The sequence below is a fragment of the Halomonas borealis genome, from assembly GCF_004798905.1.
Taxonomy (GTDB): domain Bacteria; phylum Pseudomonadota; class Gammaproteobacteria; order Pseudomonadales; family Halomonadaceae; genus Halomonas; species Halomonas borealis.
Map to the genome: position 1 here is coordinate 1 of NZ_SDMO01000014.1, position 26,416 is coordinate 26,416.

Genomic DNA, 26,416 nt, shown 5'->3' on the forward strand with positions numbered 1-26,416 from the left:
CCTGGCCGATCAGCGACAGCACCGGGATCATGATCCCGAACAGCGCGATGGAGGGCACCGTAACGATGATCGAGGCGGCGTAGAGGACGCCTTTGGCCAGGCGTTCATTTTTCGTGATGGCGATGCCGATGGGCACGCCGGTGAGGGTGGCGATGCCCACGGCGACACCGACCAGGGCGATGTGCTCGAGCGTTCTCGAGAACAGCAGGTCGAGGTTGTCCAGGGCGTACTGAATCAGTTCCAAATCCCTATCTCCTTGCGGGGCCTATGCCAAGGAAGCATAGCCGTTGGCGTACTTTGACGTCTCGGGCACCCCCTCGCGGTGAAATGGTTTGAGGCGCTAGGGCCCCGTGAAGCGAGCAGCAGCTTAACAAAGCTTCATATCACTTTGTTTTTCCATGGATGACGATACGCAATGGGTTAAATTGCGGAGCCTGATGAATGGGGCGGAGTCGGGGGTGGCGATAGAGTCATCAAAGAGTAGTGATAACGATTGTCGTTAACGTCTCTAACGGGGTCGAACATGTCGCCAACGGTGCGCTCGGTGGCGTTAAACGACATGGCGAGGGTTCACATCGTCGGCATACAGGACTAAAATGGTCCGCAATCGATCAACAGGGGTGTTCCCGGGGAGGCCTGCCTTGCTGAAGCTGTCCAGACTGACCGACTATGCGGCGGTGGTGATGGCGCAGATTGCCCGTCACCCGGAGCAGCCGCATGCGGCGGCGGAGCTTTCCGAGGCTGTGCAGGTTCCGCATCCGACGGTCAGCAAGACACTCAAGATGCTGGTACGCGCCGGGTTACTGGAGTCCCGCCGTGGCGCCCAGGGGGGTTACTCCCTGGCGCGCCCGGCCTCGCAGATCACCGCCGGCGACATCATCGCGGCGATCGAGGGGCCGGTGGCGATGACCGAGTGCAGCCAGGCCGAGGGCGACTGCGAGCTGGTAGACACCTGCGGGGTGTCCGACAACTGGCAGCGTGTGTCGCTGGCGGTGCAGACCCTGCTCCACAGCGTGACCCTGGCGCACCTGGCCGCCACCACCCCGATCAAGCTGCCGGTGCAGCTTCCCATACAGAGCGTGAGCCTGGCCGCCGAGGCCTGATCACCCGCGGATTCACCACCCGAGGCGAGCTCGCCTCGCCGACCCAACCAGCCCGGGAGGGGAGACATCATGGCAAGTCAGGAAATGGAACAGCTTGTCCGTCGCGAATACAAAGAAGGTTTCGTGACCGACATCGAGAGCGATACGGTACCGCCGGGTCTGGACGAGAACACCATCGCCTTCATCTCCAACAAGAAGGGCGAGCCGGAATGGATGCTGGAGTGGCGCCTCAAGGCCTACCACCAGTGGTTGAAGATGACGCCGCCCTCCTGGGCGCACCTGGACTATCCGCCGATCGACTATCAGGCGATCTCCTACTACAGCGCGCCCAAGCGTGAAGAGGATAAGCCGCAGAGCCTCGACGAAGTCGACCCCAAACTGCTCGAGACCTACGAGAAGCTCGGCATTCCGCTGCACGAGCGTGCGGCGCTGGCCGGGGTCGCGGTGGACGCGGTCTTCGACTCGGTGTCGGTGACCACCACCTTCAAGGACAAGCTCCACGAGGCGGGGGTGATCTTCTGCTCGATCTCCGAGGCGATCCGCGACTACCCGGAACTGGTCAAGCAGTATCTCGGCAGCGTGGTGCCCCAGGGCGACAACTACTTCACGGCGCTGAACTCCGCGGTGTTCACCGACGGCTCCTTCGTGTTCGTGCCGGAAGGCGTGACCTGCCCCATGGAGCTGTCCACCTACTTCCGCATCAACGCCGCCAACACCGGCCAGTTCGAGCGCACCCTGATCGTCTGCGAGAGCAGCGCCCAGGTCTCCTACCTGGAAGGCTGCACCGCGCCCCAGCGCGACGAGAACCAGTTGCATGCCGCGGTGGTCGAGCTGGTGGCCCTGGACGATGCCTCCATCAAGTACTCCACCGTGCAGAACTGGTATCCCGGCGACGAGGATGGCAAGGGCGGCATCTACAACTTCGTCACCAAGCGTGGCGACTGCCGCGGCGATCGCTCCCACATCAGCTGGACCCAGGTCGAGACCGGCTCGGCGATCACCTGGAAGTACCCCTCTTGTGTGCTGCGCGGCCGCGACAGCGTCGGCGAGTTCTACTCGGTGGCGGTGACCAACGGCCGCCAGCAGGCCGATACCGGTACCAAGATGATCCATATCGGCGAGGGCTCACGCTCGACCATCGTCTCCAAGGGCATCTCCGCCGGCCGCTCCGACCAGTCCTATCGCGGCTTGGTCAAGGTAGGGCCGCGGGCCAAGGGAGCGCGCAACTATACCCAGTGCGACTCGCTGCTGATCGGCGATACCTCCGGGGCGCATACCTTTCCTTATCAGGAGATCGGCAACAGCACCGCTACCGTGGAACACGAGGCGACCACCTCCAAGATCGGTGAGGACCAGCTGTTCTACTGCCAGAGCCGCGGTATCTCCGAGGAAGACGCGGTGAACATGATCGTCAACGGCTTCTGCAAGGACGTCTTCCAGGAGCTGCCGATGGAGTTCGCCGTGGAAGCCGAGGCGCTGCTGAACGTCACCCTGGAAGGCGCGGTGGGTTGAGGAAACGGCTGCGCGTTTCTCCGGGTTCGCGAAAAGGTCACAAATTTCAAGGAGTCGCGCCGTCGGCTCATCACGAATCAAGGGTAGTCAAGATGCTCGAAGTCAAGGATCTGCACGTCACGGTCGAGGGTTCCGAGATCCTCAAGGGCCTCAACCTGACCCTCGGCGCCGGCGAGGTGCACGCCATCATGGGGCCCAACGGCGCCGGTAAGTCCACGCTGTCCGCGGTGATCGCCGGCAAGGACGGCTACGAGGTCACCGCCGGCTCGATCACTTTCGAGGGCCGCGACGTGCTCGAGATGGAGATCGAGGAACGCGCCCGTGTCGGCCTGTTGCTGGGCTTCCAGTACCCGGTGGAGATCCCCGGGGTGAAGAACATCTACCTGCTCAAGGCCGCGCTCAATGCCAAGCGCGAGGCCGAGGGGCTGGGCGAGATTCCGGCGCCCGAGTTCATGAAGCTGATCAAGGAGAAGATCGCCTTCATGAAGATGGATTCAAGCTTCCTGCAGCGCGCCGTCAACGAGGGCTTCTCCGGCGGCGAGAAGAAGCGCAACGAGATCCTGCAGATGCTGGTGCTGCAGCCGAAGCTCGCGATGCTCGACGAGATCGATTCCGGCCTCGATATCGATGCCATGAAGGTGGTCGCCGAGGGCGTCAACTCGTTGCGCGCCGAGGATCGCAGCATCCTGCTGGTGACCCACTACCAGCGCCTGCTCGACTACATCGTGCCCGACCGCGTGCACGTGCTGGTCGGCGGTCGCATCGTCAAGAGCGGTGACGCCGAGCTGGCGCGTGAACTCGAGGAGCGCGGCTACGACTGGCTGGTGGAGGGCTCTGCGGCATGAATGACGACGTGCAACGCTTCCTCGATCGCCTGAGCGAACGCAACGCCGTCCGCGGCGATGAGCCGTCCTGGATCGCCGCGCGCCGCCAAGCCGGTGCCGCGCGTTTCGAGGCGGTGGGCTTCCCGCACCGTCGCGTCGAGGCATGGAAGTACACCGACGTGCGCGATATCGCGCGCACGGACTTCGTCCTGAGCGACGATGCCACGTTCTCCCCGGCTGCGGCGGCGGCGTTGACCCTGCCGCTGGAGGCGCACCGGCTGACCTTCGTCGATGGGGTCTTTGCCCCGGCGCTGTCGGATCTTGGTGAGCTGCCGGCCGGCGTGCAGGTGCTGCCACTGTCCCAAGCGCTCGCCGACAATCATGAAGCCGTGGGCGGTCCGCTCGGGCGGCTCACCGGCGTCGACTTCTCGGCCTTCTCAGCGCTCAACACCGCCTTCTTCGAAGAGGGCGCGCTGGTCCGCCTGGCGCCACGCACCGTGGTCGACAAGCCGATCGCGCTGCAATTCCTGTCGCGGGCCGGCGAACAGCCGGTGATGAGTCATCCACGCATCCTGGTCGAGGCCGGTAGTCGCAGCGAGGCGACCTTGATCGAGCACCATGCCGGGGAAGAGGGCGCGGCCAACTTCACCAACCTGGTGGAGGAGGTCATCCTCGACCGCGGCGCGATCCTGACCCATTACAAGCTGCAGGAAGCGCCGCTCAAGGATCGCCACGTGGCCAGCATCCAGGTGGAGCAGGGGCGCGACAGCCGCTACACCTCGTTCAACCTGAACCTGGGGGGCGGCCTGGTGCGCAACGACTTCATCAACGATCTCAACGGTGAGGGCGCCGAGGCGGCCCTGCACGGGCTGTTCTACGGCCAGGGCCGCCAGCACGTGGACAACCACACCGAGGTCAATCACAACGCGCCGCACACTCGCTCCAGCGAGAACTATAAGGGCATCCTCGACGATCGTGCCCATGGCGTGTTCAACGGCCGGGTGGTGGTCAAGCGCGACAGCCAGAAGATCGAGTCCGAGCAGAGCAACGCCAACCTGCTGCTCTCCGACCGCGCCGAGATCGATACCAAGCCTGAACTCGAGATCTATGCCGACGACGTCAAGTGCGCCCACGGCGCCACGACCGGCCAGCTCGACGAGGAAGCGGTCTACGCCCTGCGTGCCCGTGGCATCGACCAGCAGACCGCCCGCGGCCTGCTGACGCTGGCCTTCGCCGGTGAGGTCATGGACCTGGTCGATCTCGACGCCGTGGCCGAGCGGGTCGAGCTGACGGTCGCCGGCAAGCTGCCGGAACGCTTCAATCTGGCCGGGCTGGTGGAAGCCGCCGCGGCGCTCAACGAGGACTGATCCATGGTCGACTTCAGCGATCTGTTGCTCGACGTGGCGCGGGTCCGCCGCGACTTCCCGATCCTCGATCGGGAGGTCCACGGCAAGCCGCTGGTCTATCTCGACAACGCGGCGACCAGCCAGACCCCACGCCAGGTGATCGACGTCTTCGATGACTACTATCGCCGGCTCAATGCCAACATCCACCGCGGCCTGCATACCCTGGCCGACGAGGCGACAGCGGCCTTCGAGGGCACCCGGGAAACCGTGCGTGCCTTCCTGAGCGCCGCCGAGACCCGTGAGATCGTCTTCACCCGCGGCACCACCGAGGCGATCAACCTGGTGGCGAACAGCTGGGGGCGTGCCAACCTGGGCGAGGGCGACGAGGTCTTGATCTCGCGCCTGGAGCACCACTCCAACATCGTGCCCTGGCAGCTGCTGGCCGCCGAGCGCGGTTTCACCCTCAAGGTGATCCCGGTGGACGAGCGCGGCGTGCTCGACCAGGCCGCCTACCGCGACCTGATCTCCGAGCGCACCAAGCTGGTGGCGGTCAATCACGTCTCCAATGCCCTGGGCACCGTCAACCCGGTGGCGGAGATGGCCCGAGTGGCCCACCAGCACGGTGCGCTGATCCTGGTCGATGGCGCCCAGGGGGTGCCCCACCAGCCGGTCGATGTGCGTGAGCTCGATGTCGACTTCTATGCCTTCTCCGGGCACAAGATCTATGGCCCCACGGGGGTCGGCGTGCTCTATGGTCGTGCCGAACTGCTCGAGGCCATGCCTCCCTGGCAGGGTGGCGGCGAGATGATCGCCACGGTATCTCTCGATGCGCCGACCACCTTCGCCGGCATTCCGCATAAGTTCGAGGCGGGAACCCCGGCCATCGCCGAGGTCATCGCCCTGGGGCGCGCCCTGCGATGGGTCGACGAGATCGGCCTTGAGCTGATCGGCGCCTGGGAGGAACGATTGCTTCGGCATGCCACCGAGCGGGTGACACGCATCGATGGCCTGCGCATCCTCGGCACCGCTCCCGAGAAGGCCGGGGTGCTGTCCTTCGTGGTCGATGGTGCTCACTCCCAGGACATTGGGCTGTTGATCGATCAGCTCGGCGTGGCGATACGTACCGGCCACCATTGCGCGCAGCCATTGCTGTCGTCGTTCGGTGTCGATGCGACGTGCCGTGCTTCCTTCGCCGCCTACAACACGCCCGAGGAGGTCGACGTGTTCGTCGATGGCCTGGAGCGGGTCGTGGGCATGCTGCGCTGAGCGCCGCTTCTGCTGGATATCGGCCGGAGCGAGTGCTCGCTTCGGCCGCTGAGAAAGTCGCTTCAAGGAGTCCTATGAGCGAGATCGATGCCCCCCTGGCGAGCCTGAACAAGGGTCAGGTCCTGCCCCTTCAGCGCGACGTCGAGGCCATCTCGATCCCTTTCGGTAAGACGGTGACGCTGGCCGAGGATAGCGAGGTCAATGTCATGCAGGCCAAGGGAAGCTCGGTCAGTGTGGGCCACGAGGGGCGGCTCTACCTGATCGAGGGTAGCCATCTGGATGCCCTGGGGCTCGAGGCCTTGCCCCGCCCGACCCTGCCGCCAGAAGCCTCCGAGGAGGCGATCGAGCAGTTCGTCTGGGATCAGTTGCGGACCTGCTTCGATCCTGAGATTCCGGTCGATATCGTGGAACTCGGGCTGGTCTATGGCTGTCGTATCGAGCGCTTGATCGGTGGTGAGCGCATCGTCACCATCCGCATGACGCTGACCGCTCCCGGGTGTGGCATGGGCGACGTCATCGCCGCCGATGCGCGCCACAAGATCCTCGGTGCCCCGCAGATTCACCAGGTGCATACCGAGATCGTCTTCGATCCTCCCTGGAGCCGTGAGATGATGAGCGACGAAGCCAAGCTTGAGCTCGGCATGTTTTAACCGGTGAGGGGATGCCCATCTCAGTATGCAAGGGACTCAGGGGGCTGTTGATGTCGCTGGGGGCGTGCGCGCTTCTGGCGATTTTTCTGTTCGTGGGCGGCAACCTGTGGATACTGAGCGAGACGCGCGAGCGGATCGATCATGGACTCGAACAGTGCGTCCCCGAGCGGGTGGGGATCGTCTTCGGTACCTCCCACTGGACCCGCAGCGGTAAGCGGAACCCACACTTCGAGGGGCGCATGCAGGCGGCGGCCCGGCTGTATCGCGACGAGCGGGTGCAGCACCTGCTGCTCTCCGGCGATAACAGTACCCGTTATTACAATGAGCCGGTGACCATGTGGCGCGACCTGCGGGGGCGGGAGATACCCGATGCGGCCATGACGCTGGACTATGCCGGCTTCAGCACCTTCGACACCCTGTCCCGGGCCCGCCACGTCTTCGGGGTGGATCGAGCGCTGCTCGTCACCCAGTCGTGGCATCTGCCGCGGGCGCTGTTCATCGCCGAGGCGTTGGGCATCGAGGCGCGCGGCTGTGCGGCGCCGGAGCGCCCTGCGGATGGTGCGCTGCGTTTGAGGGCACGGGAATGGGTCGCGCGGGTGGCGACCCTGGGGGATCTCTACATCTGGGGGCGTGAGCCCCACTTCCTGGGGCCCAAGGAGCCGCTAAAGATCGTGCCCCGAGAGGCGCTCAGCGCCGCTGGTGTTTCTTCTGTTGCCGATAGAGCTCGCGAATCAGGGAGCGACAATGCTTCCAGCACTCCTCGATGACCGCTTCGATGGCATCGGGCAACGGGTGGGTGTAGAGGGTCGAGAGCGCCTGCATCAGCACCCTTTCCTGCTCCAGCAGCTCGTTGATCAATACCTGGCTGTCGTCGCCGACGAAGCTCTTCAGGCGGCTCCATAGCCACATGTAGTCGTCGCGCTCGACATCGGCATCGCGGGGGAGGAGGGCGAGATGCCGGCGGGCGAGTACCTGAAGCTTGCGCATCAGGCTTTTCCGAGTATCGAAATAGGGCTGCAGGACCTCACGCAGGCTCGGCCGCAGGCGCTCGTGGTTGTCCTGGAAATAATCGATGCTGTCGGCCAGCGCCTCGAGGACGCTGTCCATCGCCACCTGGCGATTATCGAGAAACATGGGCGGTCACCTCCTCCGGTGACGCAGATTGTGGGGGTGTCGACGGGCTTTTGCCACCCCTCGCCAGCAAATATTTAGGCGATTCGGCTTAACCTTTCGGCTTGGGTGGGGGCGAGCGTCGCGGGGTCGAGTTCTTCTCTAGATGTTCGATGACCAGCCCGGCGACATCCTTGCCGGTGGCGGTCTCGATGCCCTGCAGGCCGGGGGAGGAGTTGACCTCCATGATCACCGGGCCATGGTGCGAGCGCAGCAGGTCGACACCGGCGACCCCGAGCCCCATGGCCTTGGCTGCGCGGATCGCCGTGGAGCGCTCCTCCGGCGTGATACGAATCACGCTGGCGCTGCCGCCACGATGCAGGTTGGAGCGAAACTCGCCCTCCGCTGCCTGGCGCTTCATCGAGGCCACCACCTTGTCGCCGATCACGAAGCAGCGGATATCGGCTCCCTTGGCTTCCTTGATGTATTCCTGAACCATGATATTGGCCTTCATGCCCATGAAGGCCTGGATCACCGATTCGGCGGCCTGGTTGGTTTCGGCCAGCACCACGCCGATGCCCTGGGTGCCTTCCAGCAGCTTGATGACCAGCGGCGCGCCGCGAACCATGGTGATCAGGTCGGGGATATCGTCCGGCGAATGCGCGAAGCCGGTCACCGGCAGGCCTATGCCCTTGCGCGACAGCAGCTGCAGCGAGCGCAGCTTGTCCCGCGAACGGGTGATCGACACGCTGTCGTTGAGCACCGGGATGCTCATCATCTCGAACTGGCGCAATACGGCACAGCCGTAGAAGGTCACCGAGGCACCGATGCGCGGGATCACGGCATCGAAGGGCTCTAGTTCCGCGCCCTTGTAATGGATCGAGGGATGATGGGAGGCGATGCTCATGTAACAGCGCAACGTATCCACGACTCGGGTCGTGTGGCCCCGCTGCTCGGCGGCTTCGATCAGCCGGCGAGTGGAATAGAGCCCGCGATTGCGGGATAGCAGCGCGATATGCATAAGGCCTCCGGTGCCAGGGGGCGGGATCAGGGTTCGCCGTGTAGAAAGCCGGCGCCAGGTGCCACCAGAAGCCGCCGTAGCGCGCGGCGTCCGAGCAGCATGGGATGGCGCATCTGGCGGCGGTCGGTGAGCGTGAGCTCGACGTGGAATTCCAGGTCGCCGAGCTGAATCGGCGTGCGGATCACGTAGCGCCATTCGGCCTGGCCGTTGGAGCTGGTGATCCGGCGACGATCGTGCAGGTATAGACAGTGTACATGAGCCGGGCTTGCCGGCCCGCCGCCCCGGGTGGTGAAGTTGACCCACAGCTGCCCGTCGTCCTCGAAGGACTCGATATCCTCGGCGTGCAGCGCCGAGGTGCGGGCTCCGGTGTCGGCCTTGGCGCACAGCGTCAGGCCGAGTTCCGGCAGGGTCACCATTTCGCGGCGGCCGATGACCGCCTTGGCCTGGTAGGGCAGTTCCTTCATGACAGCGTTCCTCATGACCTCTTCGGCGTCAGCGGGGCAGGGCGCCCAGGCGGCGGCCAATGGCGGAGTCGGCGTCGGCGTCGCGTAGCGTCATCAGCAGTGGCAGACGCAGGCGCGGAATCAGCGCCAGGTCGCGAGCGACGACGGTGAAGTCCGCGTGCGGAGACTCGGCCAGCCGGTTCAGGAAGCGGGGCAGGCGCGTCGCATCCTCGAGATGCCGCCAACCGCGCCCGGCCATGGCCGCCAGCAGATCCGGTCCGCAGGCGTCGGGATCGACCAGCAGGGCGTCGAACCAGCTGCCGGTCGTCTCGGTATCGGCGCCGGACACCGCACGCACGCAGGCGCAGAAGGTCTCGACGTCGCCGGCCTCGGCGGCCGCCTCGCCCCGGGCGCGCAGCGCCCCGGCCAGCGCCGCGGGAATATCGACATGCTCGAGACAGTAACACAGCGAGTCTAGCACTTCGCCGGGCAGCGTCGGCAGGCGTGCCGCCAGACGCTCGGCCTGGGCATCGCTCATGCGTACCACGAAGTCGGCCAGGCCCTGCAGGCCCAGTGTGTGCCAGTCCAGATCCTGACGGCCTTCCAGATAGGTTTCCGCGAGTGCCAGGTGGGAGCTGGCGGCGCGCCCCGCATCGTGGCTCGCACGGGCGTGCAGGACGGCCTGGAAGGGCAGGGTGGGCGTGAAGGCCAGCGGGTTGTCCTGCATCAGGTTGTCGATCGCCTCGCCATCCTCGCGGCCGAGCTCCTGGACGTTGCGCCCCAGGGTCTCCAGCAGGCGTTGCAGGAAGGCATCGCGGGGCGCCGGGTCGAGCATGCCCTGTTCGTCCAGCGGCAGCGCCAGGAACCAGATCAGCGGGTCTTCCATCTGGCCCAGGCGCAAGACCATCGCTAACCGGGCCTTGCCCTGCCAGGGCTGAGGCCAGGGTTGCTCGTCGTGCTCCAGGGCCGTCAGGGTGGTGAGCTCACAAGGTTCTACGCGGCGTCCCAAATGGTAGAGCCGCACCTCGGCTCCGGTGCGCGCGAAGAAATCGTGAAAGCTGTCGATCGGCTGCATGCTGTGTCCCTCGTTTCCGAGCGTGCACTCTACCGCGGCACCCGGAACCTGTCAGCCCGAGGCACGAGATGGCCGTTCAAGAGGTTGATCAATTCCTGATCGATCGACCGATTCCCCCTTCACAGGGGCGGTTGGGCCGGCTTTCCAGTGGTTATCCACAGGGACGTTCAGCGTCACTGTGAATGAATGGCCGGCGCTCTCGGCGTCGACGGTCACACCTTCGTGATGGTCGCCGACGAGATTTTGCCTGGTTGATGCGCTACAATAGAATATGGTTTATTGTTTTTTATTCCAAAAACGCATTTAAGAAGCAGGAGGCCTTCATGTTTCGTACCCTCTCTTTCGCGCTGCTCACCGCCGGTGCCGTCGCCTTCACGGGCCCTGCCTTTGCCGAGGAGGATCCCTTGAAGGTCGGCATGTCCGGCGGCTACTTCCCGTTCACCTTCGTCGAACAGGATACCCTCAAGGGGTTCGAGGTCGATGTGATGGAGGCGGTGGCCGAGGAAATGCAGCGCGAGGTGACGTTCGTCACCGCTAACTTCTCCGGCCTGTTCGGCATGCTGGAGTCCGGTCGCATCGACACCATCGCCAACCAGATCACCATCACCGAGGAACGTGAAGCGAAATATACCTTCACACGACCCTACGTCTACGACGGGGCTCAGGTGGTGGTCAAGGAGGGCAACGACGCGGTCGCTGGTGTCGAGGACCTGCGCGGCAAGACGGTGGCCGTCAACCTCGGCTCCAACTACGAGCAGCTGTTGCGTGAACTGCCCTACGCCGATGACATCGATATCCGCACCTACGAGAGCAACATCGAACAGGATACCGCCCTGGGTCGCGTCGATGCCTTCGTCATGGATCGCATCAGTGCCAGCCAGGTGATCAAGGAGAAACCGCTGCCGCTGGCCCTGGCCGGTCAGCCGTTCTCCGAGATCCGCAATGCCCTGCCGTTTCGTGACACCGAACAGGGTCGCGCCCTGCGTGACGGCGTCGATGAGGCACTCTCAGCGCTGCGTGAGGACGGCACCCTGGCCGAGCTCTCCGAGCGTTGGTTCGGCACCGACATCACCCGGCACTGAGGAGCGTAGACGCCCGATATGAGCGTGCTCGATTTTGACTATATGCTGGGCCTCTTGCCCATCCTGCTGGGGTATTTGCCGCTGACGCTGGGCATGGCGATGGCGGGAATGGTGCTGGCCCTGGCGTTGGCCTGTGGCCTGGCGGTGATTCGGGTGCTGGAGATCCGGGGATTGAACGCCGTCACCCTGCTGTTCATCTCGTTCTTCCGTGGCACGCCGCTGCTGGTGCAGTTGTTCCTGTTCTATTACGGGCTGCCTCAGGTGCTGGCCTTCCTGACCCAGATCGATGGTGTCACCGCTACCATCATGGGGCTGACGCTGCACTTCTCTGCCTACATGGCGGAATCGATCCGCGCCGCCATCGTCGGGGTGGATCGCAGCCAGACCGAGGCGGCGCTGTCGATCGGCATGACCAATGCTCAGCTGATGCGACGCATCGTGCTGCCCCAGGCCACCCGTATCGCCGTGCCCACGCTGATGAACTACTTCATCGACATGATCAAGGCGACCTCCCTGGCCTTTACCCTGGGGGTGACCGAGTTGATGGGGGCGACCCAGAAGGAGGCCGCCGGCAGCTTCCTGTATTTCGAGGCCTTCGTCACCGTGGCGGTGATCTACTGGGCCATCGTCGAGGCCTTCGCCTGGTTACAGCGGCGCCTCGAAACGCGACTCAATGAGGCCTATCGCCGATGATCAAGGTAGCCAATCTCGTCAAGCGTTTCGGCGATGCCAGCGTCCTCGATGGCATCGACCTGGAGATCGAGCAGGGCGAGATCATCGTGGTGATCGGCCCCTCTGGCACCGGCAAGTCGACCCTGCTGCGTTGTCTCAACTTCCTCGAACAGCCCGACGCCGGCCGGCTGACTCTGGGTGACCTTGCGGTCGACGTCACCCGGGCCAGCCGCGCCGATATCCTGGCCGCGCGGCGCCACACGGCGTTCGTGTTCCAGAACTATGCGCTGTTCGCCAACAAGACGGCGCTCGAAAACATCGCCGAGGGACTGATCGTGGTCAACCGCTGGCCCAAGGCCCGCGCCCATGCCCGGGCTCGCGAGATCCTTGAGCGTATCGGCCTGCTCGACAAGGCCGACGCCTATCCGGCCTCGCTGTCCGGTGGTCAGCAGCAGCGGGTCGGCATCGGTCGTGCCATGGCCGCCCAGGCCGAGGTGATCCTGTTCGACGAGCCGACCTCCTCGCTGGATCCAGAGTGGGTCGAGGAGGTGCTGACGCTGATGAAGCGGCTCGCCGCCGAGCGCCAGACCATGCTGGTGGTGACCCACGAGATGAGTTTCGCCCGCGACGTGGCCGATCGGGTGGTGTTCATGGACGGCGGGCGCATCGTCGAGCAGGGCCCTCCCGCGCGGCTGTTCAACGCTCCCGAAGATCCGCGTACCCGCGACTTCCTGCGCAAGGTCCTGGCCGCCCAGCCTGGCGAACCTTCCTGAGTCGGGGTTGGCCCTCGGCGCTTCGAGGCGGGATAATGGGCGCACAGCCAGACGAGAGGTATTTTCCCATGACCGTTCATGACGAACTCGGGCAGGCGCTGCGCGAGCTCGAGTCCACCATGAAGGCCTCCGACCTGTGGCGCATGGAGCGTCCCGCGCCGGAGGCCTTCGACAGCACTCAGCCGTTCTGCATCGATGCCATGTCGCTGCCCCAATGGTTGCGCTTCGTGTTCATTGCCCGACTCGATGCGCTGGTGGAGGCGCGTGCTCCGCTGCCGGCCAGCTGTGATGTGGCACCCGCCGTGGAGGCCTATCTGGTTCAGGAAGGCGCGAAGACCAGTCAGCGAGTGATGATGAGCAAGTCGGTGGAGCGCATCGACCAGCTGGTCACCGAGAGCTGACGCGGTGATGGCTCACCTTGGCGCCCGCCCCTGAGGGGCGGGCGTCAGCCACCGTGGCTTGAGTGGCGATGTCGTCGTCCTGTCGGGCCTGGCTTCGTCACCCGATGCCCCCTCTGAGGTCGCTATGCCTTACTACTTCGCCTACGGCAGCAACATGAACACGGCCCGGGTGGAAGCGCGGATCGGCGCGACCCGGCGTGCCCTGCCTGGGGTCCTGCACGATCATGCCCTGTGCTTCGACAAGGCCTCCCGGGTGTCCGGCATCAGCCACGCCAATGTGGTGGCCATGCCGGGCGAGCGGGTGGAGGGTGCGCTATTCGAGCTGCTTGCCCCCGCGCAGATCGAGAGCATGGACCCCTTCGAAGGCTATCCTCACGACTATGATCGGCGCCGCATGAGCATTGATACCGGTCGGGGCCCCATCGAGGCCTGGGTCTACATCGCGGCGCCGGGTACTACCGGTGAGTCTCTCAGGCCGGCCCGAGAGTATCTCGAACATCTGCTGGCCGGCGAGGCCTTCCTGAGTGCCGACTATCACGCCCGCCTGTCCGGAGTGGCAAGCGTGGAAGGGCTCGACGATGCAACCCTCGAATCCCTGGGGCTATCTCGCCACTCCGCGCGGTAGTCGTTCGCTCCCCCACCCCTCATGCACAAGGCCCGCCGAATGGCGGGCCTTGTGCATGAGGGGTGGCAACAGCGTGCTCGACAAGATGACGCCGGGCACTGGGCCCGGCGTCATGGGGGTCACACATTGAAGCGCCGATCAGAAGCGGTAGGTGACACCGCCGCCGACGGTGACCGGGTCGACGTCGACATCGCCCGCGTCGCTGCCATTGACCTCGATATCGGGGCTGACATCGGCGTAGTTGGCGAAGGCGCCGATCATGAAGTTATCGGTCAGGGCGAAGTCCACGCCGAGCTGGGCGGCCGCGCCGTAGGAGTCGTCGACGTCGAGGCCATCGACCGTCACGTCGTTGAAGTAGGTGTAGTTGAGGCCCGCGCCGGCATAGGGCTGAACCCGCGAACCGGTGCCGCCCAACGGATAGTAGTTGAGCATCAGGTTGACCGGGCGACGGTCCAGGGAGCCGGCATCCCCGCCACCGATGCTGATGTCGTGCTCGATATCCTGGGTACCGTTGAGCTCGACGCCAAGCTTGTCATGGAACTGATAGCCCAGGCCGTAGGAGAAGCCGCGTTCGTCGGAGGCCTCGATGTCGTTGCCGTTCAGTGAGCCGATGTCATCGTTGACCTCGGACTTGGCGATGCCGCCGCGCACGTAGACGTCGCCGGCCTGGTTGGCCATGACGGACTGGGTTGCGACGAGACCGGCCGCGGTGAAGGCGGTGGCGGTGATCAAGCGGGTCATGTTCATGGGTAGCCTCTCTGTGTCGTCCAAGATGCCGATGTCGAAGTGTTCGACGTCCTTGCATGTGGTGATGAGAAGTATAAAAACACTGTTTCTAAATGTCTTGTAAAATTTCCCTATGACCATAAGCCCAGGAGATGCTCTTTCTTCATGAGCCTCCGGCTGGCGGGGGATGAGAGGCATAGGTTGTGTATAGGTTTTCACATTTCCTGCACACGACCTCGCCGAGGCGCGTGTTTTCGGCTTCACTGAAAGAAAAGGCGGTGTGGGGGGCGAGCATGCTGTTCAGGACACTCTTCGTCGGGATGCGTCGCGGTCGGGACGACCGGCCACTGGCGGCCTTGTTGTTGGCGTCGGGGTTGGCGGTGTGGCTGCTGTGGCAACCGGGGCTCATCCTGGGTCTGGCGTGGCCCTGGCGCTGGTCGATGGTCGTGCTGGGGAGTTGGGCGCTGGGCTGTGCCTTCGTGCGCCCCCTGGCCCTGGACGTCGGCGAACGGGGAGCCTGGCGGCTGGCCGGTATGGGCGGGAGTCGCGCGGCCTTGCCGGTCTTCGCGTTGTTGCTGGTGGGTCGTGGCCTCTTTGGCTGACGCCGTAGGCAGGCACCGGCACATAACCACGAAAAGGGGCTCCCGCAGGAGCCCCTTTCGTTCATTGCGTTGCCGGCGTTCAGCGCGTGATGTGCTGATACTCTCCGGCATCGGCTGTCACGCTGCTTACCACCATGATGGCGATGAAGGCGGCGATGAAGCCCGGAATGATCTCGTAGACGCCAGGCCCGCCCATGAAGGAGCCGTTCCAGCCCAGCGAAATCCAGATCATCACGGTGAGGGCACCGATTACCATGCCGGCGATGGCGCCCGCGCCGTTGGTGCGTGACCACATCAGCGACAGGATGATCAGCGGGCCGAAGGCCGCACCGAAGCCCGCCCAGGCGTTACTGACCAGCCCCAGGACCTGGGAGCCCGGGTCGGAGGCGATAACGGCGGCCACCAAGCCCACCAGGGCGACACAGACGCGGCCGACGGTGACGATTTCCTTCTCCGATGCCTCCTTGCGCAGGAACAGGCGATAGAAGTCCTCGGTCAGTGAAGAAGACGCCACCAGCAGCTGGCTGGAGATGGTGCTCATGACCGCCGCCAGCAGGGCGGCAAACAGGAAGCCGGTGATCAGCGGATGGAACAGCAGGTCGGCCAGCAGGATGAAGATCGTTTCGGGATCTTCGACATTCATGCCATTGCGCACCGCGTAGGCCCGGCCGAAGATGCCCAGAGAGACCGCGCCGATCAGTGAAATGAGCATCCAGCTCATGCCGATGTTACGAGCGGTGGGCACATCCTTGAGCGTGCGGATGGCCATGAAACGCACGATGATATGCGGCTGACCGAAGTACCCAAGCCCCCAGGTCACCGCCGACAACCAGCCGATCAGGGTCAGCCCGTCGGTCCACGACAGCAGGGTGGGGTCGACTTCGTTCAGGGTCTGTGATGCCTGAGCGAAACCGCCGCCGCCTTCGCCGAAGAGCACCACCGCCGGCATGATCACCAGGGCCAGCATCATGATGCAGCCTTGCACGAAGTCCGTCATGCTCACGGCCATGAAGCCGCCGACCACGGTGTAGGCAAGGACCACGCCGAGAGTGATGATGATGCCTGTGGCGTAGTCGCTAAGCCCGGTATTGATGACGCCGGAAAAGGCGCTTTCGAACAGCTTGCCGCCGGCCACCAGGCCTGAGGCTGTGTACACCGCGAAAAACACCACGATGACGATAGCGGATACCGTTCTCAGCGGGATAGCCTGAGTCGGGAAGCGGTTGGCCAAGAACGCCGGAATAGTGATCGCATTGCCATAGTGAACCGTTTGTTCACGCAGGCGCGGGGCGACCAGCAGCCAGTTGAAGAACGCCCCGACGAGCAGGCCGATACCGATCCAGGCCGAGCCCAGGCCGGAGGCGAACATGGCCCCGGGCAAGCCTAGCAGCAACCAGCCGCTCATGTCCGACGCGCCAGCCGACAGGGCCGCCACTTGTGGGCTGAGGGAGCGTCCCCCCAGGATGTAACCTTCCGATGTGGACGTGGACTTGCGCATGGCATACAAGCCGATGGCAATCATCAATGCAAAGTAAGCAAACAGGCTGATCCAGACACCAGTAGCCATAAAACGTCTCCTTCTTATCGATCCGGCTATAGAGCCGTCGGGTTATTGTTAGTACGCATGCAGGCCAGGCCACCGGAGGTAAGCCTTGTGGTCAGGGGAGGCGCGAATGTAACGCCGATGGCGATAGTGCTTTGAACCATGAGATTCATCCCTTGCGGTTGTTGTTGTCGAACGTCGAAACGTCTCTGTGTCATGCTGTTTTAGCACAAAGCGGTTTCGTACGCCCCCATCGGGCGGAGCAGGCTCCGCCCGATGGACAGCGTGCCAGGAGCTCAGTCGTCTCCCATGGCCAGCAGCGACGCGTTGCCGCCGAGGGCGGCGGTGTTGATGGTCAGGGTCTTTTCGGTGGCGAAGCGCAGCAGATAGTGCGGACCGCCCGCCTTGGGCCCGGTGCCCGACAGACCCTGGCCGCCGAACGGCTGCACGCCGACCACGGCACCGATGATGTTGCGGTTGACGTAGACGTTGCCGACGCGGATCCGGCGGGCGATATGTTCGGCGAAGGATTCGTTGCGGCTGTGTACGCCGAAGGTCAGGCCGTAGCGCCGTTCGTTGATCGACTCGATCACCTGGTCGATCTCGCTGGCCTGGTAGCGAACGATATGCAGCACCGGGCCGAACTGCTCGCGCTCCAGGGCGTCGATGCCATCGATCTCGAAGGCCGCCGGGGCGACGAAGGTGCCTTCGGCGGTGTGGGCCGGGTCGAGCCGGGTCTCGGCCAGTAGTCGGCCTTCGCCCTTGAGGGTCTCGATGTGTGCCTGGAGGCCCTGACGGGCGTCCTCGTCGATCACCGGGCCGACGTCGGTTCCCAGCTCCCGCGGGTCGCCCACATGGAGTTCTTCCATGGCGCCCTTGAGGATCTCGATGACTCGGTCGGCGACGTCGTCCTGGAGATAGAGGACACGCAGCGCCGAGCAGCGCTGGCCGGCGCTCTGGAAGGCCGACTGGATGACATCCGCGACCACCTGCTCGGGCAGCGCGGTGGAGTCGACGATCATGGCGTTCATGCCGCCGGTCTCGGCGATCAGCGTCGGCAGGGCGGCACCTTCCCGGTCGGCCAGCGAGCGGTTGATGACTTGGGCGGTGTCGGTGCCGCCGGTGAACACCACGCCGGTGATGCGCGAGTCGCCGCTCAGCACGCTGCCCACGGTGGGGCCGTCGCCGGGCAGCAGCTGAACCACGTCGCGGGGCATGCCGGCCTCATGCAGCAGCTCGATGACCCGATGGGCGACCAGCGAGGTCTGCTCGGCGGGCTTGGCCAGCACGGTGTTGCCGGCCACGGCGGCGGCCACCACCTGGCCGCAGAAGATCGCCACCGGGAAGTTCCAGGGACTGATGGCGGCGAACACGCCCTTGCCACCGAGCATCAGGTCGTTGGACTCGCCGGTGGGGCCGGGCAGGCGGGTCGGCTCGGCGAACAGCTCCTCGGCGCGGCTGGCGTAATAGCGGCAGAAGTCGACCGCCTCGCGGATCTCGTCGACCCCATCGGTGAGTAGCTTGCCGCCTTCACGGGAGCACAGCGTCATCAGCTCGGCGAGGTTGTCTTCCATCAGCTCGGCGAAGCGGCGAATGATCGCGGCGCGCTCGGCTACCGGGGTGGCGTCCCAGCGCGGGTAGGCCGCCCAGGCCGCGTCCACGGCCTGCGATGCCTGCTCCTGGGTGGTCCACTGCACGCTGCCGACGGTGGCTCGACGGTCGAAGGGGCAGCGCACCTCATGACTCGCCGTGGCATCGTCGGCGACGTCGAAGCCGAGTAGCGGCCGGGCCTGGTAGCTCTTGTCCATGAAGCCGGCCATGGCGTCGATGAGCGGACGGTACTGGCTGTTGATGTTCAAGTTCACTCCCTGGGAGTTCTGGCGGTTCGGTCCGTAGATATGCTTGGGTAACGGGATCCGGGTATTGGCATAGCGATCGTACTGGCGCAGCGTTTCCACCGGGTGAACGCACAGCGATTCCACCGGCACCCGCGGATCCACCAGCTGGTGAACGAACGACGAGTTGGCGCCGTTCTCCAGCAGCCGGCGCACCAGGTAGGGGAGCAGGTCCTTGTGAGCCCCTACCGGCGCGTAGATACGACAATAGGTGCCCTGGGGTGCGCGTTTGAGCGCGGCGTCGTAGAGCGCCTCGCCCATGCCGTGCAGGCGCTGGAACTCGAAGGGCCGCTCGGCGGCGTTGGAGAGCTCGAGAATCGCGCTGATGGTATGGGCGTTATGGGTGGCGAACTGCGGGAAGATCCGCCCGCGGCTCTGCTCGGAGAGCAGGAACTGCGCGCAGGCCAGGTAGGCCACGTCCGTGTTGGCCTTGCGGGTGTAGACCGGGTAGCCGTCGATGCCGAGCTGCTGGGATTCCTTGATCTCGGTATCCCAGTAGGCGCCCTTGACCAGCCGCAGGGGGATCTCGTCGCCCTGCTGGTCGGCCAGGCGGTTCAGGTAGTGCAGCACCGGCAGGGCACGCGTGGCGTAGGCCTGGACCACCAGCCCGAAGTGCCCCCAGCCACGACAGGTATCGCTCTCGTAGACGGCGCGGAAGACTTCCAGCGACAGCTCGAGGCGGTCGACCTCCTCGGCATCGATGGTCACCGCCACGCTGCGTTCGCGCGCCATGGCGGCGAGTTCGCGGACGCTGGCGACCAGTTCCTCGAGGATCTGGCTACGACGCCCGAACTCGTAGCGCGGGTGCAGGGCCGAGAGCTTGATCGAGATCGACGGGGCCGGAGTCGTGGAAGACAGCTCGCGGCTGGTCTTGCCGACACGCTCGATGGCGTGAGCGTAGTCATCGAAGTAGCGCTTGGCATCGCGGCGGGTGCGGGCGGCTTCGCCGAGCATGTCGTAGGAGTAGGTGTAGCCCTTGTCGAACAGCGGCTTGGAACGCTTCAGCGCCTCATCGATGTCGCGGCCGAGGACGAACTGCTTGCCCATCACCTTCATGGCTTCGACCATGGCGCGGCGGATCACCGGCTCGCCCATGCGATTGACCAGCTTGTTGATGAAGTGAGCCGGCTTGCCATCCTTGGAGTGATCCATCTTGATCACCCGGCCGGTCATCAGCAGCCCCCAGGTGGAGGCGTTGACGAACCAGGACTCGCTCTGGCCGAGGTAGGACTTCCAGTCGGCGGGGCCCAGCTTGTCCTCGATCAGCGCATCGGCGGTGGCCTTGTCGGGAATGCGCAGCATGGCCTCCGCCAGGCACATCAGCATCAGCCCTTCGTGGGTGTCGAGGCTGTATTGCTGGAGTAGTTCGTCGATGGAGTCTACTGCGGTATCCATTTCACGGACTTCGCGCACCAGCTCGGCGGCCTTGTCGGCGGTACGCTTGAAATCGTCCTCGTCGACGGACAGCAGGTTCACCAGCTCGCCGACGAAGGCATCCTCGTCGACCGTATAGTGTTCGCTGACGCGATCGAACAGCGTCTCGAGATCCTGGTTCCAGGTGGTGCTGTCCAGCATGGTGTTGGCGTTGAGCATGTCGTTCCCCGATGGAAGCCGGTCGTCACAGGGTCGTCATGTCATCGGCGCGTCAGGGAGCGCCGACGGTATGACGGTATCTTGCAAGCGTAGGGCGCATGAATGGGCTCTGCTTGTCGATTCCGTTGGCGGATTTGACGAATTCATGGGAGATGGGCCGGAGAAGGGAACTTCCTACGACCTATGTCTAAGGAGGTGGGCGTCACCGGCGAGTGGCTGGGAGGCCGCTCGGCGCAATTGGCTGGGCGGGTAGCCGTAGTCGCGGCGGAAGGCGCGGGACAGGGCGCTCTGGCTGGCGAAGCCGGTGAGTGCGGCGATCTCGGACAGCGGGAGGTGGCTCTCGCGGATCAACTGCTGGGCCATCTGCAGGCGCCGGCGCATCACATAGCGCCAGGGCGGCAGGCCGGTCTGGTGACGGAAGCGGACCGTGAAATGAGCCTCGCTGAGACAGGCCTGAGCCGCCAGGTCGGCGACCCGCAGGCCGCTCGCCAGGTGGCGGTCGATGAAGCGATCCAGCGCCGCCAGGTCGAGGGGGCGTCCCGCGGGGGATATCTCGCCGGACAGTCGGGCATGCAACGTGCCCAGCAGGGTGGTGGCCAGGCGCTCCTGCTGCAGACCATTCAGGGCACCCTGGCCGGCGAGCAGGTGCAACTCGCGAAGCATGAAGTCCAGGTAGCGGGACAGCGAGTCATCCAGCTCGAAGAAGCGCGGCGCATCGAACAGGCGAGCCAGCTCATGGTGATGGCCGGTCAGCGACAAGGCGTCTCGCGGTAGGTCGAGCACCAACTGATGATTGTCGCCGGTGCCGGCGTAGTAGTGCAGGTGATTGGCCGGCACGATGCAGCCGGAAAGTGCCGAGATAGAGCCGCCGAGGCCCGCGATCTCGAACTCCGCCTGGCCATTGAGCCCGATCACGATCTGGTGGAAATCGTGAGCATGGTGATGGATGGCGGTATCGAGCGGAAACTGGCGGATTGCGCTGGTCATCGTCGCCCTCCGGTGCGGCGTTCACGACATGACGCCAGTGTACCGGATGACGCGGCGTGTCTCATTCTCGCCCGTCTCCCGCCCCTTGGCGCAGCGCCGTGCGGGCGGCAAGGTGATCGCGCAGCGCGCCCAGTTCGGCATGTCCTGCGTCGTCCAGCAGTGGCTTGCCGCGGGCGACCCGGCCGTGGCGGCCATGATCATCCATCAGCCGCTGGGCGCGGCGACGTACGCGCTCCAGGTAGTCATCATGGCGGATCGGGTAGCCGGCAATCGCGTTCCACTCGGTCTCGCTGACCCGGCTCTCGAGGGCCCGGTCGAACAGGTCGAGCAGGTGTTCGGGGTCGGTGCGGTAACGGGGCGTGCGTGCGGTCATCAGGATGGCAATCATGCCGCCGATGATCAGCAGGCAGACGGCCAGAACAGTCAGGAATAGGGCCATGAGGGTGCTGATGGTTGGGAAAGGGCAGGGAGGCCGGTGCTGCTCCCGAACGTGTCGTCTCTCGAAGAGGGTGACATCGGATGATACGGCGTTGGACGATGCCAGGGAGGGCCATTGGAGCGGGTGAAGGGAATCGAACCCTCGTCTTAAGCTTGGGAAGCTTCTGCTCTACCATTGAGCTACACCCGCTGGGCGATTTCATAGTATATCCAACGGTTTAGTGATTACAACAGGGGGCGACGTCGGTCGACGGACAAGTAGCGTGGAATTTTTTCGTCACGGCCCGAACTTTTCCTGCCAAGACTGTCATAACAGGTGCAGACGACAGCGGCGATGGCAGTCGCTAGCACTGTCGCTCTAGCTTGCGATTCGATCCTTGACCGCCTCATCCCCGATGAGGCGGTTTTTTTATGTGCCAGGAATGCCGACACCCGACGGGCCGTCGGCTGTCGGGAAGGTTCAGGCGTGGCGCATGCGCAGGATGGCGTTGAGCACGTCGCGACGGGTCACGATGCCGACCAGGCGCCCCTGCTCGGTGACCGGATAGATCTTGGGCTTGGCACCCAGCATCTCCTGGGCCAGGTCGGTGATGCTCTTGGATGGCGAGACGGAGAGCACCTCGTTGCGCATCAGTTCGTGGACCAGGGGAGGTTCGTCGTCGAGGTAGGCGCTTTCCAACAGTTTGCCGAGTACGTCCTGTTCCGAGATGAAGCCGATCAAGTGGTCGCGCTCGTCGACGACCGGCGCTCCAGGCAGCCGGTGCAGGGCCAGGCCCTGGGCCAGGGTGGTAGTCGACGTCTTGTCGGTGACCCGGTAGCAGTCGCGAGACATGATCTCGCGTACGATGGTAGGAGCCTTGCTGGGCATGGCGGTTCTCCTCGTCCTGGTGGAACCTTGTGCCTGGGCGCCCGGCGCGGAGCACTTCCCGTGCCCTGGTCGGTGCTCATGGGGCGGCCGGTGACCTCGGCGTGTCTCGCGTTCAGCTTAGCCGACTGTCGAGGCACTGCCTGCCGGCGCCTACCAACGGTGAGCGTCCTGTGAGGAACCGACCCTTGAGACATCGCTCCAATGAGGCACAATGCCGCCACCTTCGAGTGATGGAGATCCGCCATGGATGCTCGTGAATACCTGGCCCGCAAGGGGCTGGATGGAGAACGCGACCAGGAACGCCCCAATACCCTGGAAGAAAAGGCCTGGGAGCGCGCCCGGGAATCCGGGGATCATCGACCCCGGGCAGGCACGCCCCATGACTGGGAGGACTGGGAGCGCTATCACGATCAGCTCGCCGAGGGCGCCGACGACCTGGAACAGAAGATCGACCACGAGGCGCATCGCCAGGCTCGCGAGCCCGAGCCGACGGGCGTTCAGCATTTCGTCCCTGAGCCCGAGCCCGAGCCCGAGCCCGAGCCCGAGCCCGAGCCCGAGCCCGAGCCCGAGCCCGAGGCGCCGGCGACCAGCGAGCCGCCCCAAGCGTCTGCGGAGCCGGCCCCGCGAGCCGAGCCTTTCGCCGCCCTGGTGACGCTGGCGGTGCTATTGCCGCCGTTGGCCATGGGGCTCGCCGGCGGTGGCGCGCGCCGTGTGCTGATCGCCTTGGGGCTGTGCGTGCTGGGTTGGTTGCCTGGGATCGCCTATGTGCTGCACTTCCTGCGGTACCGCTCACGCGATTAGGCACTTGGCAGGTCGGATACCGACGGTATAATCCGCCGGCGCCTCGCTTTTCCAAACGGAGTGGAATCTTGGGCTATCTCGTGGCTATCACCGTCCTCTGGGCGTTCTCCTTCTCGTTGATCGGCGTTTACCTGGCCGGTCAGGTGGACAGCTATTTCTCGGTGATGTCCCGCATCGTGCTGGCGGCCCTGCTGTTCCTACCGCTGTTGCGTCCGCGCCGGTTGCGCGGTCGCCAGCGCCTGGTCCTGATGGGCCTCGGGGCGGTTCAGCTCGGGGTGATGTACATCTTCTTCTACCAGTCCTTCCTGTTGCTCTCGGTCCCCGAGGTGCTGCTGTTCACGGTGCTGACGCCGCTCTATATCACGTTGCTCGATGATCTGATGTTCCGGCGTTTCTCGCCGTTCCATCTGGTGACCGCCGCGATGGCGGTGCTGGGGGCCGCGGTGATCCGTTATCGCGGCCTCGACGGGGACTACTGGCTGGGTTTCCTGGTGGTCCAGGGGGCCAACTTCTGCTTCGCGCTGGGCCAGGTCGGCTATCGCCGCTTTTCGGCGGGCCTGCCCGATGAGCTGCCGCGCTTCTCGGTCTTCGGCTGGTTCTACCTGGGGGCTGCCATCGTGGCGCTACCGGCCTTCCTGTGGTGGGGCGATGCCACGGCCCTTCCGGCCACGCCGTTACAGTGGGGCGTGTTGATCTGGCTTGGCCTGGTGGCGTCGGGTGTGGGGTACTTCCTGTGGAACATCGGGGCGACCCGGGTCGATGCCGGATCGCTGGCGGTCATGAACAACGCCCTGGTGCCCGCGGGGTTGCTGGTCAATCTGTTGATCTGGAACCACGACGCCGATCTGCTGCGTCTCACGTTGGGCGGGCTCATCATCCTGGCTTCGCTGCTGGTCAACGAGTGGTGGCAACGCCGCCGCGCGCCGCATTCTGCGTGAGGGCGGTTTGCCCGGCCGAGAGCCAATCGCCATAATAAGCCGTCGCGAAGCGAAGGACCCGCTCATGCACGCCTTCAAGAACATCGGTCTGATCGGCCGTTTGGGTAGCGCCAAGGTCGTCGAGACCCTCAAACGACTGAGCCGCTTCCTCGACGATGCCGGCTATCACGTCATCCTCGAGGATCGCACGGCCACCGTGCTGCTCGATCACGGCCATCCCGAGGCCAGCCGTCGTCGGCTGGGCGAGCTGTGTGACCTGGTGATCGTGGTCGGCGGCGACGGTAGCCTGCTCGGCGCCGCCCGTACCCTGTGCCATAGCGGCACCCTGGTGCTGGGCGTCAACCGCGGGCGGCTGGGCTTTCTCACCGATATCTCTCCCGACGAACTCGAGGAGCGCGTCGGCGAGGTGCTGGCCGGGCAGTACGAGCTGGAGGAGCGTTTCCTGCTCGATGCGGAGCTCTATCGCGACGGCGTGATGGTGGGCGAAGGCGATGCCTTGAACGAGGTGGTGCTGCATCCCGGCAAGGCCGTGCGCATGATCGAGTTCGAGCTGTTCATCGACGATCAGTTCGTTTACAGCCAGCGCAGCGACGGGCTGATCATCGCCACGCCCACCGGCTCCACGGCCTATGCGCTGTCCGGTGGCGGGCCGATCATGCACCCGCGGCTGGAGGTCGTGACCCTGGTGCCGATGTTCCCGCATACGTTGTCGAGCCGGCCCATCGCCATCGATGCGGCCAGCGAGATCCGCATTCATATCGGCGAGACCAACCAGACCTACCCGCATATCAGCTGCGATGGCCAGACCCGTGCCGTGGCCAAGCCCGACGACGTGCTGGTGATCCGCCGCAAGCCTCAGCGCGTGCAGCTCGTTCATCCCGTGGGACACAACTTCTACGAGGTCCTGCGCAGCAAGCTGGGCTGGAGCAACCGCCTGGGAGACTGAGGTGAGCAAAGTGCCCCTGGAAGGCTACGACCTGATCGGCGACGTGCACGGTTGCGGCGCGACGCTGGCGGCCCTGCTCGAACGCCTCGGGTATCACCAGCGCGGCGGCGTCTACCGTCATCCGCGTCGCAAGGTGATCTTCCTTGGCGATCTCATCGACCGCGGGCCGCGCATTCGCCTGGCGGTCAGCATCGCCCGGCGCATGGTGGAGGAGGGCGAGGCGCTGATCGTGATGGGCAACCACGAGATCAATGCCCTGGCCTATCACCACCGCGCCCCCGCCGCTCTGGGCCGCGAGTGGCTGCGTGAGCATACTCCGCGTCACAACCGCATCGTCCGCGAGACCCTCGAACAGTACCGCGACCATCCCCAGGAATGGGACGAGACGCTGGCCTGGTTCCTCGACATCCCCCTGTTCCTCGAGTGCGATGGCCTGCGCGTGGTGCACGCCTGCTGGGACCAGGCGCGGATCGACGAGCTGCGCCGCTCGCACCCGGAGGGGCGCATCGACCTGGATTTCCTGGCCGCCGCGGTATGCCACGGGACCCGCGAGTTCGAGATCCTCGACCGGCTCACCCGGGGCAGCCATATCACGCTACCCGAGGGCGTGCAGATCCACTCCGGCGATGGCTTCACCCGGCGCAGCTTCCGCACGCATTTCTGGGCGCGTCGCCCGCGTACCTGGGGCGACGTGGTCTTCCAGCCCGACAACCTGCCAGGCGAACTCGAGCGGCGCCCACTCAGCGCGGCCGAGTCGGCCTGCCTGACGCACTACGGCCCCGAGCAGCCTCCGCTGTTCATCGGCCACTACTGGTGCGAAGGCATTCCGGCCCTGCCGGCGCCGAACATCGCCTGCCTGGACTACAGCGCGGTGAAGTTCGGCCGACTGGTGGCCTATCGCTGGAGCGGTGAGACGCGGCTCGATGCCAATCGTTTCGTATGGGTCCGTGTGCCGCGGGAGGAGCGGGCGCGTCCGGCGCCCTGGGAAATCGATGTCGACTGATACAAAACGTTACCTAAATATCCGGAATCGTGGCGAACTTGTCGCCCGCCAGGCCATCAGAGTAAGTGTTCCCTTGAACGATCCCTTGCTCTTGTCCGGCGGCCCCTTCCGCCGGACTTTTTCTTGTGGCCCGGTATGCGGAGTTCGCCCACTGGATTCGCCCACCTGAGGAG

28 protein-coding genes and 1 tRNA gene are annotated in these 26,416 nt (G+C 64.9%); 17 read left to right on the forward strand and 12 right to left on the reverse strand.

From position 1 onward, the window contains the following. Positions 1-244 (reverse strand): ABC transporter permease family protein (locus tag ETC07_RS12780; RefSeq protein ID WP_497706968.1); only part of this gene is annotated, 244 nt, incomplete at its 3' end. Between the two features lie 397 nt (positions 245-641). On the opposite strand from ETC07_RS12780, the gene ETC07_RS12785 reads away from it, so the two are divergent. The 7 genes from ETC07_RS12785 to ETC07_RS12815 all read left to right on the forward strand — a co-directional run bounded on the left by ETC07_RS12785 (position 642) and on the right by ETC07_RS12815 (position 7,468). Beyond that, complete coding sequence (locus ETC07_RS12785) at positions 642-1,103, forward strand: SUF system Fe-S cluster assembly regulator (protein WP_136248910.1); 462 nt, start codon at positions 642-644, stop codon at positions 1,101-1,103. A 69-nt stretch (positions 1,104-1,172) separates the two neighbouring features. Beyond that, positions 1,173-2,615 carry a Fe-S cluster assembly protein SufB gene (gene sufB / locus ETC07_RS12790; protein WP_136248911.1) on the forward strand — a complete coding sequence of 481 codons (1,443 nt, stop codon included), beginning with the start codon at positions 1,173-1,175 and terminating at the stop codon, positions 2,613-2,615. Positions 2,616-2,707: 92 nt separating this feature from the next. Continuing rightward, complete coding sequence (gene sufC, locus ETC07_RS12795) at positions 2,708-3,460, forward strand: Fe-S cluster assembly ATPase SufC (RefSeq protein ID WP_136248912.1); 753 nt, start codon at positions 2,708-2,710, stop codon at positions 3,458-3,460. Then, complete coding sequence (gene sufD / locus ETC07_RS12800; protein ID WP_136248913.1) at positions 3,457-4,806, forward strand: Fe-S cluster assembly protein SufD; 1,350 nt, start codon at positions 3,457-3,459, stop codon at positions 4,804-4,806. Before sufC ends, sufD begins: the two co-directional genes overlap by 4 nt. 3 nt (positions 4,807-4,809) lie before the next feature. Continuing rightward, on the forward strand, positions 4,810-6,051 hold the full coding sequence (locus tag ETC07_RS12805) for a cysteine desulfurase (protein ID WP_136248914.1): 1,242 nt from the start codon (positions 4,810-4,812) through the stop codon (positions 6,049-6,051). Positions 6,052-6,125: 74 nt separating this feature from the next. Then, entirely contained in the window at positions 6,126-6,701 is a 576-nt protein-coding gene (gene sufT, locus ETC07_RS12810; RefSeq protein ID WP_136248915.1) for a putative Fe-S cluster assembly protein SufT, read from the forward strand. Between the two features lie 11 nt (positions 6,702-6,712). After that, complete coding sequence (locus ETC07_RS12815; protein ID WP_240724649.1) at positions 6,713-7,468, forward strand: SanA/YdcF family protein; 756 nt, start codon at positions 6,713-6,715, stop codon at positions 7,466-7,468. Here the strand turns inward: ETC07_RS12815 and ETC07_RS12820 are convergent. From ETC07_RS12820 to ETC07_RS12835, 4 genes are all read right to left on the reverse strand, one after another. After that, the gene (locus ETC07_RS12820) at positions 7,389-7,835 is read right to left on the reverse strand and encodes a hypothetical protein (protein WP_136248916.1); all 447 of its coding nucleotides are present in this window, start codon (positions 7,833-7,835) and stop codon (positions 7,389-7,391) included. The two genes, ETC07_RS12815 and ETC07_RS12820, sit on opposite strands and share 80 nt — an antisense overlap. Positions 7,836-7,923: 88 nt before the next feature. Continuing rightward, complete coding sequence (gene rimK / locus ETC07_RS12825; protein WP_136248917.1) at positions 7,924-8,832, reverse strand: 30S ribosomal protein S6--L-glutamate ligase; 909 nt, start codon at positions 8,830-8,832, stop codon at positions 7,924-7,926. Positions 8,833-8,858: 26 nt separating this feature from the next. Then, positions 8,859-9,296 (reverse strand): ATP-dependent zinc protease family protein, encoded by a 438-nt coding sequence (locus tag ETC07_RS12830; RefSeq protein WP_136248918.1) that lies wholly within the window; start codon positions 9,294-9,296, stop codon positions 8,859-8,861. 28 nt (positions 9,297-9,324) lie between these two features. Next, positions 9,325-10,350: a DUF3549 family protein gene (locus ETC07_RS12835; RefSeq protein WP_136248919.1), complete on the reverse strand. Its 1,026-nt coding sequence runs from the start codon at positions 10,348-10,350 to the stop codon at positions 9,325-9,327. Positions 10,351-10,673: 323 nt separating this feature from the next. Here ETC07_RS12835 and ETC07_RS12840 point away from each other — a divergent pair, with 323 nt between their 5' ends. The 5 genes from ETC07_RS12840 to ETC07_RS12860 all read left to right on the forward strand — a co-directional run bounded on the left by ETC07_RS12840 (position 10,674) and on the right by ETC07_RS12860 (position 13,903). Then, a complete protein-coding gene (locus tag ETC07_RS12840) occupies positions 10,674-11,432 on the forward strand; it encodes an amino acid ABC transporter substrate-binding protein (RefSeq protein ID WP_136248920.1) in 759 nt (252 codons plus the stop codon). 18 nt (positions 11,433-11,450) lie between these two features. Beyond that, positions 11,451-12,125 carry an amino acid ABC transporter permease gene (locus ETC07_RS12845; protein ID WP_136248921.1) on the forward strand — a complete coding sequence of 225 codons (675 nt, stop codon included), beginning with the start codon at positions 11,451-11,453 and terminating at the stop codon, positions 12,123-12,125. Then, entirely contained in the window at positions 12,122-12,877 is a 756-nt protein-coding gene (locus tag ETC07_RS12850; RefSeq protein WP_136248922.1) for an amino acid ABC transporter ATP-binding protein, read from the forward strand. The genes ETC07_RS12845 and ETC07_RS12850 overlap by 4 nt, the downstream gene beginning before the upstream one ends. Before the next feature lie 68 nt (positions 12,878-12,945). Then, complete coding sequence (locus ETC07_RS12855; RefSeq protein ID WP_136248923.1) at positions 12,946-13,278, forward strand: YqcC family protein; 333 nt, start codon at positions 12,946-12,948, stop codon at positions 13,276-13,278. A 124-nt stretch (positions 13,279-13,402) separates the two neighbouring features. Then, positions 13,403-13,903, forward strand: coding sequence for a gamma-glutamylcyclotransferase family protein (locus ETC07_RS12860; RefSeq protein ID WP_136248924.1), 501 nt, complete (start codon positions 13,403-13,405; stop codon positions 13,901-13,903). Positions 13,904-14,041: 138 nt separating this feature from the next. On the opposite strand, the gene ETC07_RS12865 is transcribed toward ETC07_RS12860, so the two are convergent. After that, on the reverse strand, positions 14,042-14,650 hold the full coding sequence (locus tag ETC07_RS12865; RefSeq protein ID WP_136248925.1) for an OmpW/AlkL family protein: 609 nt from the start codon (positions 14,648-14,650) through the stop codon (positions 14,042-14,044). Positions 14,651-14,922: 272 nt separating this feature from the next. Here ETC07_RS12865 and ETC07_RS12870 point away from each other — a divergent pair, with 272 nt between their 5' ends. Further along, complete coding sequence (locus ETC07_RS12870; protein ID WP_136248926.1) at positions 14,923-15,231, forward strand: hypothetical protein; 309 nt, start codon at positions 14,923-14,925, stop codon at positions 15,229-15,231. Between the two features lie 79 nt (positions 15,232-15,310). On the opposite strand, the gene putP is transcribed toward ETC07_RS12870, so the two are convergent. The 6 genes from putP to ETC07_RS12900 all read right to left on the reverse strand — a co-directional run bounded on the left by putP (position 15,311) and on the right by ETC07_RS12900 (position 22,555). Then, a complete protein-coding gene (gene putP, locus ETC07_RS12875) occupies positions 15,311-16,798 on the reverse strand; it encodes a sodium/proline symporter PutP (protein WP_136248927.1) in 1,488 nt (495 codons plus the stop codon). A gap of 272 nt (positions 16,799-17,070) precedes the next feature. Next, on the reverse strand, positions 17,071-20,262 hold the full coding sequence (gene putA / locus ETC07_RS12880; protein ID WP_136248928.1) for a bifunctional proline dehydrogenase/L-glutamate gamma-semialdehyde dehydrogenase PutA: 3,192 nt from the start codon (positions 20,260-20,262) through the stop codon (positions 17,071-17,073). Positions 20,263-20,436: 174 nt separating this feature from the next. Beyond that, on the reverse strand, positions 20,437-21,249 hold the full coding sequence (locus tag ETC07_RS12885) for an AraC family transcriptional regulator (protein WP_136248929.1): 813 nt from the start codon (positions 21,247-21,249) through the stop codon (positions 20,437-20,439). Positions 21,250-21,310: 61 nt separating this feature from the next. After that, on the reverse strand, positions 21,311-21,688 hold the full coding sequence (locus ETC07_RS12890) for a hypothetical protein (RefSeq protein WP_136248930.1): 378 nt from the start codon (positions 21,686-21,688) through the stop codon (positions 21,311-21,313). A 115-nt stretch (positions 21,689-21,803) separates the two neighbouring features. Continuing rightward, positions 21,804-21,877 (reverse strand) — tRNA-Gly (locus tag ETC07_RS12895). Between the two features lie 270 nt (positions 21,878-22,147). Next, a complete protein-coding gene (locus ETC07_RS12900) occupies positions 22,148-22,555 on the reverse strand; it encodes a CBS domain-containing protein (RefSeq protein ID WP_136248931.1) in 408 nt (135 codons plus the stop codon). A 243-nt stretch (positions 22,556-22,798) separates the two neighbouring features. Here ETC07_RS12900 and ETC07_RS12905 point away from each other — a divergent pair, with 243 nt between their 5' ends. The 4 genes from ETC07_RS12905 (at position 22,799) to ETC07_RS12920 (ending at position 26,243) form a co-directional block, all read left to right on the forward strand. Next, positions 22,799-23,356, forward strand: a complete 558-nt coding sequence (locus ETC07_RS12905) for a YqaE/Pmp3 family membrane protein (protein ID WP_136248932.1) — start codon at positions 22,799-22,801, stop codon at positions 23,354-23,356. 68 nt (positions 23,357-23,424) lie between these two features. After that, positions 23,425-24,294: a carboxylate/amino acid/amine transporter gene (locus tag ETC07_RS12910; protein WP_136248933.1), complete on the forward strand. Its 870-nt coding sequence runs from the start codon at positions 23,425-23,427 to the stop codon at positions 24,292-24,294. Between the two features lie 64 nt (positions 24,295-24,358). Continuing rightward, positions 24,359-25,240, forward strand: a complete 882-nt coding sequence (locus ETC07_RS12915; RefSeq protein ID WP_136248934.1) for an NAD(+) kinase — start codon at positions 24,359-24,361, stop codon at positions 25,238-25,240. A gap of 16 nt (positions 25,241-25,256) precedes the next feature. Next, positions 25,257-26,243 (forward strand): metallophosphoesterase, encoded by a 987-nt coding sequence (locus tag ETC07_RS12920; protein WP_136248981.1) that lies wholly within the window; start codon positions 25,257-25,259, stop codon positions 26,241-26,243. Positions 26,244-26,416 lie beyond the last annotated feature (173 nt).

What these genes read in the sequence shown, in the direction of transcription:
- ETC07_RS12865 (WP_136248925.1), bottom strand. Translation starts at nt 14,650, where the DNA reads ATGAACATGACCCGCTTGATCACCGCCACCGCCTTCACCGCGGCCGGT.
- ETC07_RS12885 (WP_136248929.1), bottom strand. Translation starts at nt 21,249, where the DNA reads ATGACCAGCGCAATCCGCCAGTTTCCGCTCGATACCGCCATCCATCAC.
- sufD (WP_136248913.1), top strand. Translation starts at nt 3,457, where the DNA reads ATGAATGACGACGTGCAACGCTTCCTCGATCGCCTGAGCGAACGCAAC.
- ETC07_RS12805 (WP_136248914.1), top strand. Translation starts at nt 4,810, where the DNA reads ATGGTCGACTTCAGCGATCTGTTGCTCGACGTGGCGCGGGTCCGCCGC.
- ETC07_RS12905 (WP_136248932.1), top strand. Translation starts at nt 22,799, where the DNA reads ATGGATGCTCGTGAATACCTGGCCCGCAAGGGGCTGGATGGAGAACGC.
- putP (WP_136248927.1), bottom strand. Translation starts at nt 16,798, where the DNA reads ATGGCTACTGGTGTCTGGATCAGCCTGTTTGCTTACTTTGCATTGATG.
- ETC07_RS12815 (WP_240724649.1), top strand. Translation starts at nt 6,713, where the DNA reads ATGCCCATCTCAGTATGCAAGGGACTCAGGGGGCTGTTGATGTCGCTG.
- ETC07_RS12860 (WP_136248924.1), top strand. Translation starts at nt 13,403, where the DNA reads ATGCCTTACTACTTCGCCTACGGCAGCAACATGAACACGGCCCGGGTG.
- ETC07_RS12900 (WP_136248931.1), bottom strand. Translation starts at nt 22,555, where the DNA reads ATGCCCAGCAAGGCTCCTACCATCGTACGCGAGATCATGTCTCGCGAC.
- ETC07_RS12845 (WP_136248921.1), top strand. Translation starts at nt 11,451, where the DNA reads ATGAGCGTGCTCGATTTTGACTATATGCTGGGCCTCTTGCCCATCCTG.
- ETC07_RS12840 (WP_136248920.1), top strand. Translation starts at nt 10,674, where the DNA reads ATGTTTCGTACCCTCTCTTTCGCGCTGCTCACCGCCGGTGCCGTCGCC.
- ETC07_RS12850 (WP_136248922.1), top strand. Translation starts at nt 12,122, where the DNA reads ATGATCAAGGTAGCCAATCTCGTCAAGCGTTTCGGCGATGCCAGCGTC.
- ETC07_RS12820 (WP_136248916.1), bottom strand. Translation starts at nt 7,835, where the DNA reads ATGTTTCTCGATAATCGCCAGGTGGCGATGGACAGCGTCCTCGAGGCG.
- ETC07_RS12855 (WP_136248923.1), top strand. Translation starts at nt 12,946, where the DNA reads ATGACCGTTCATGACGAACTCGGGCAGGCGCTGCGCGAGCTCGAGTCC.
- sufB (WP_136248911.1), top strand. Translation starts at nt 1,173, where the DNA reads ATGGCAAGTCAGGAAATGGAACAGCTTGTCCGTCGCGAATACAAAGAA.
- rimK (WP_136248917.1), bottom strand. Translation starts at nt 8,832, where the DNA reads ATGCATATCGCGCTGCTATCCCGCAATCGCGGGCTCTATTCCACTCGC.
- ETC07_RS12890 (WP_136248930.1), bottom strand. Translation starts at nt 21,688, where the DNA reads ATGGCCCTATTCCTGACTGTTCTGGCCGTCTGCCTGCTGATCATCGGC.
- ETC07_RS12915 (WP_136248934.1), top strand. Translation starts at nt 24,359, where the DNA reads ATGCACGCCTTCAAGAACATCGGTCTGATCGGCCGTTTGGGTAGCGCC.
- ETC07_RS12830 (WP_136248918.1), bottom strand. Translation starts at nt 9,296, where the DNA reads ATGAAGGAACTGCCCTACCAGGCCAAGGCGGTCATCGGCCGCCGCGAA.
- ETC07_RS12870 (WP_136248926.1), top strand. Translation starts at nt 14,923, where the DNA reads ATGCTGTTCAGGACACTCTTCGTCGGGATGCGTCGCGGTCGGGACGAC.
- sufC (WP_136248912.1), top strand. Translation starts at nt 2,708, where the DNA reads ATGCTCGAAGTCAAGGATCTGCACGTCACGGTCGAGGGTTCCGAGATC.
- sufT (WP_136248915.1), top strand. Translation starts at nt 6,126, where the DNA reads ATGAGCGAGATCGATGCCCCCCTGGCGAGCCTGAACAAGGGTCAGGTC.
- ETC07_RS12835 (WP_136248919.1), bottom strand. Translation starts at nt 10,350, where the DNA reads ATGCAGCCGATCGACAGCTTTCACGATTTCTTCGCGCGCACCGGAGCC.
- putA (WP_136248928.1), bottom strand. Translation starts at nt 20,262, where the DNA reads ATGCTCAACGCCAACACCATGCTGGACAGCACCACCTGGAACCAGGAT.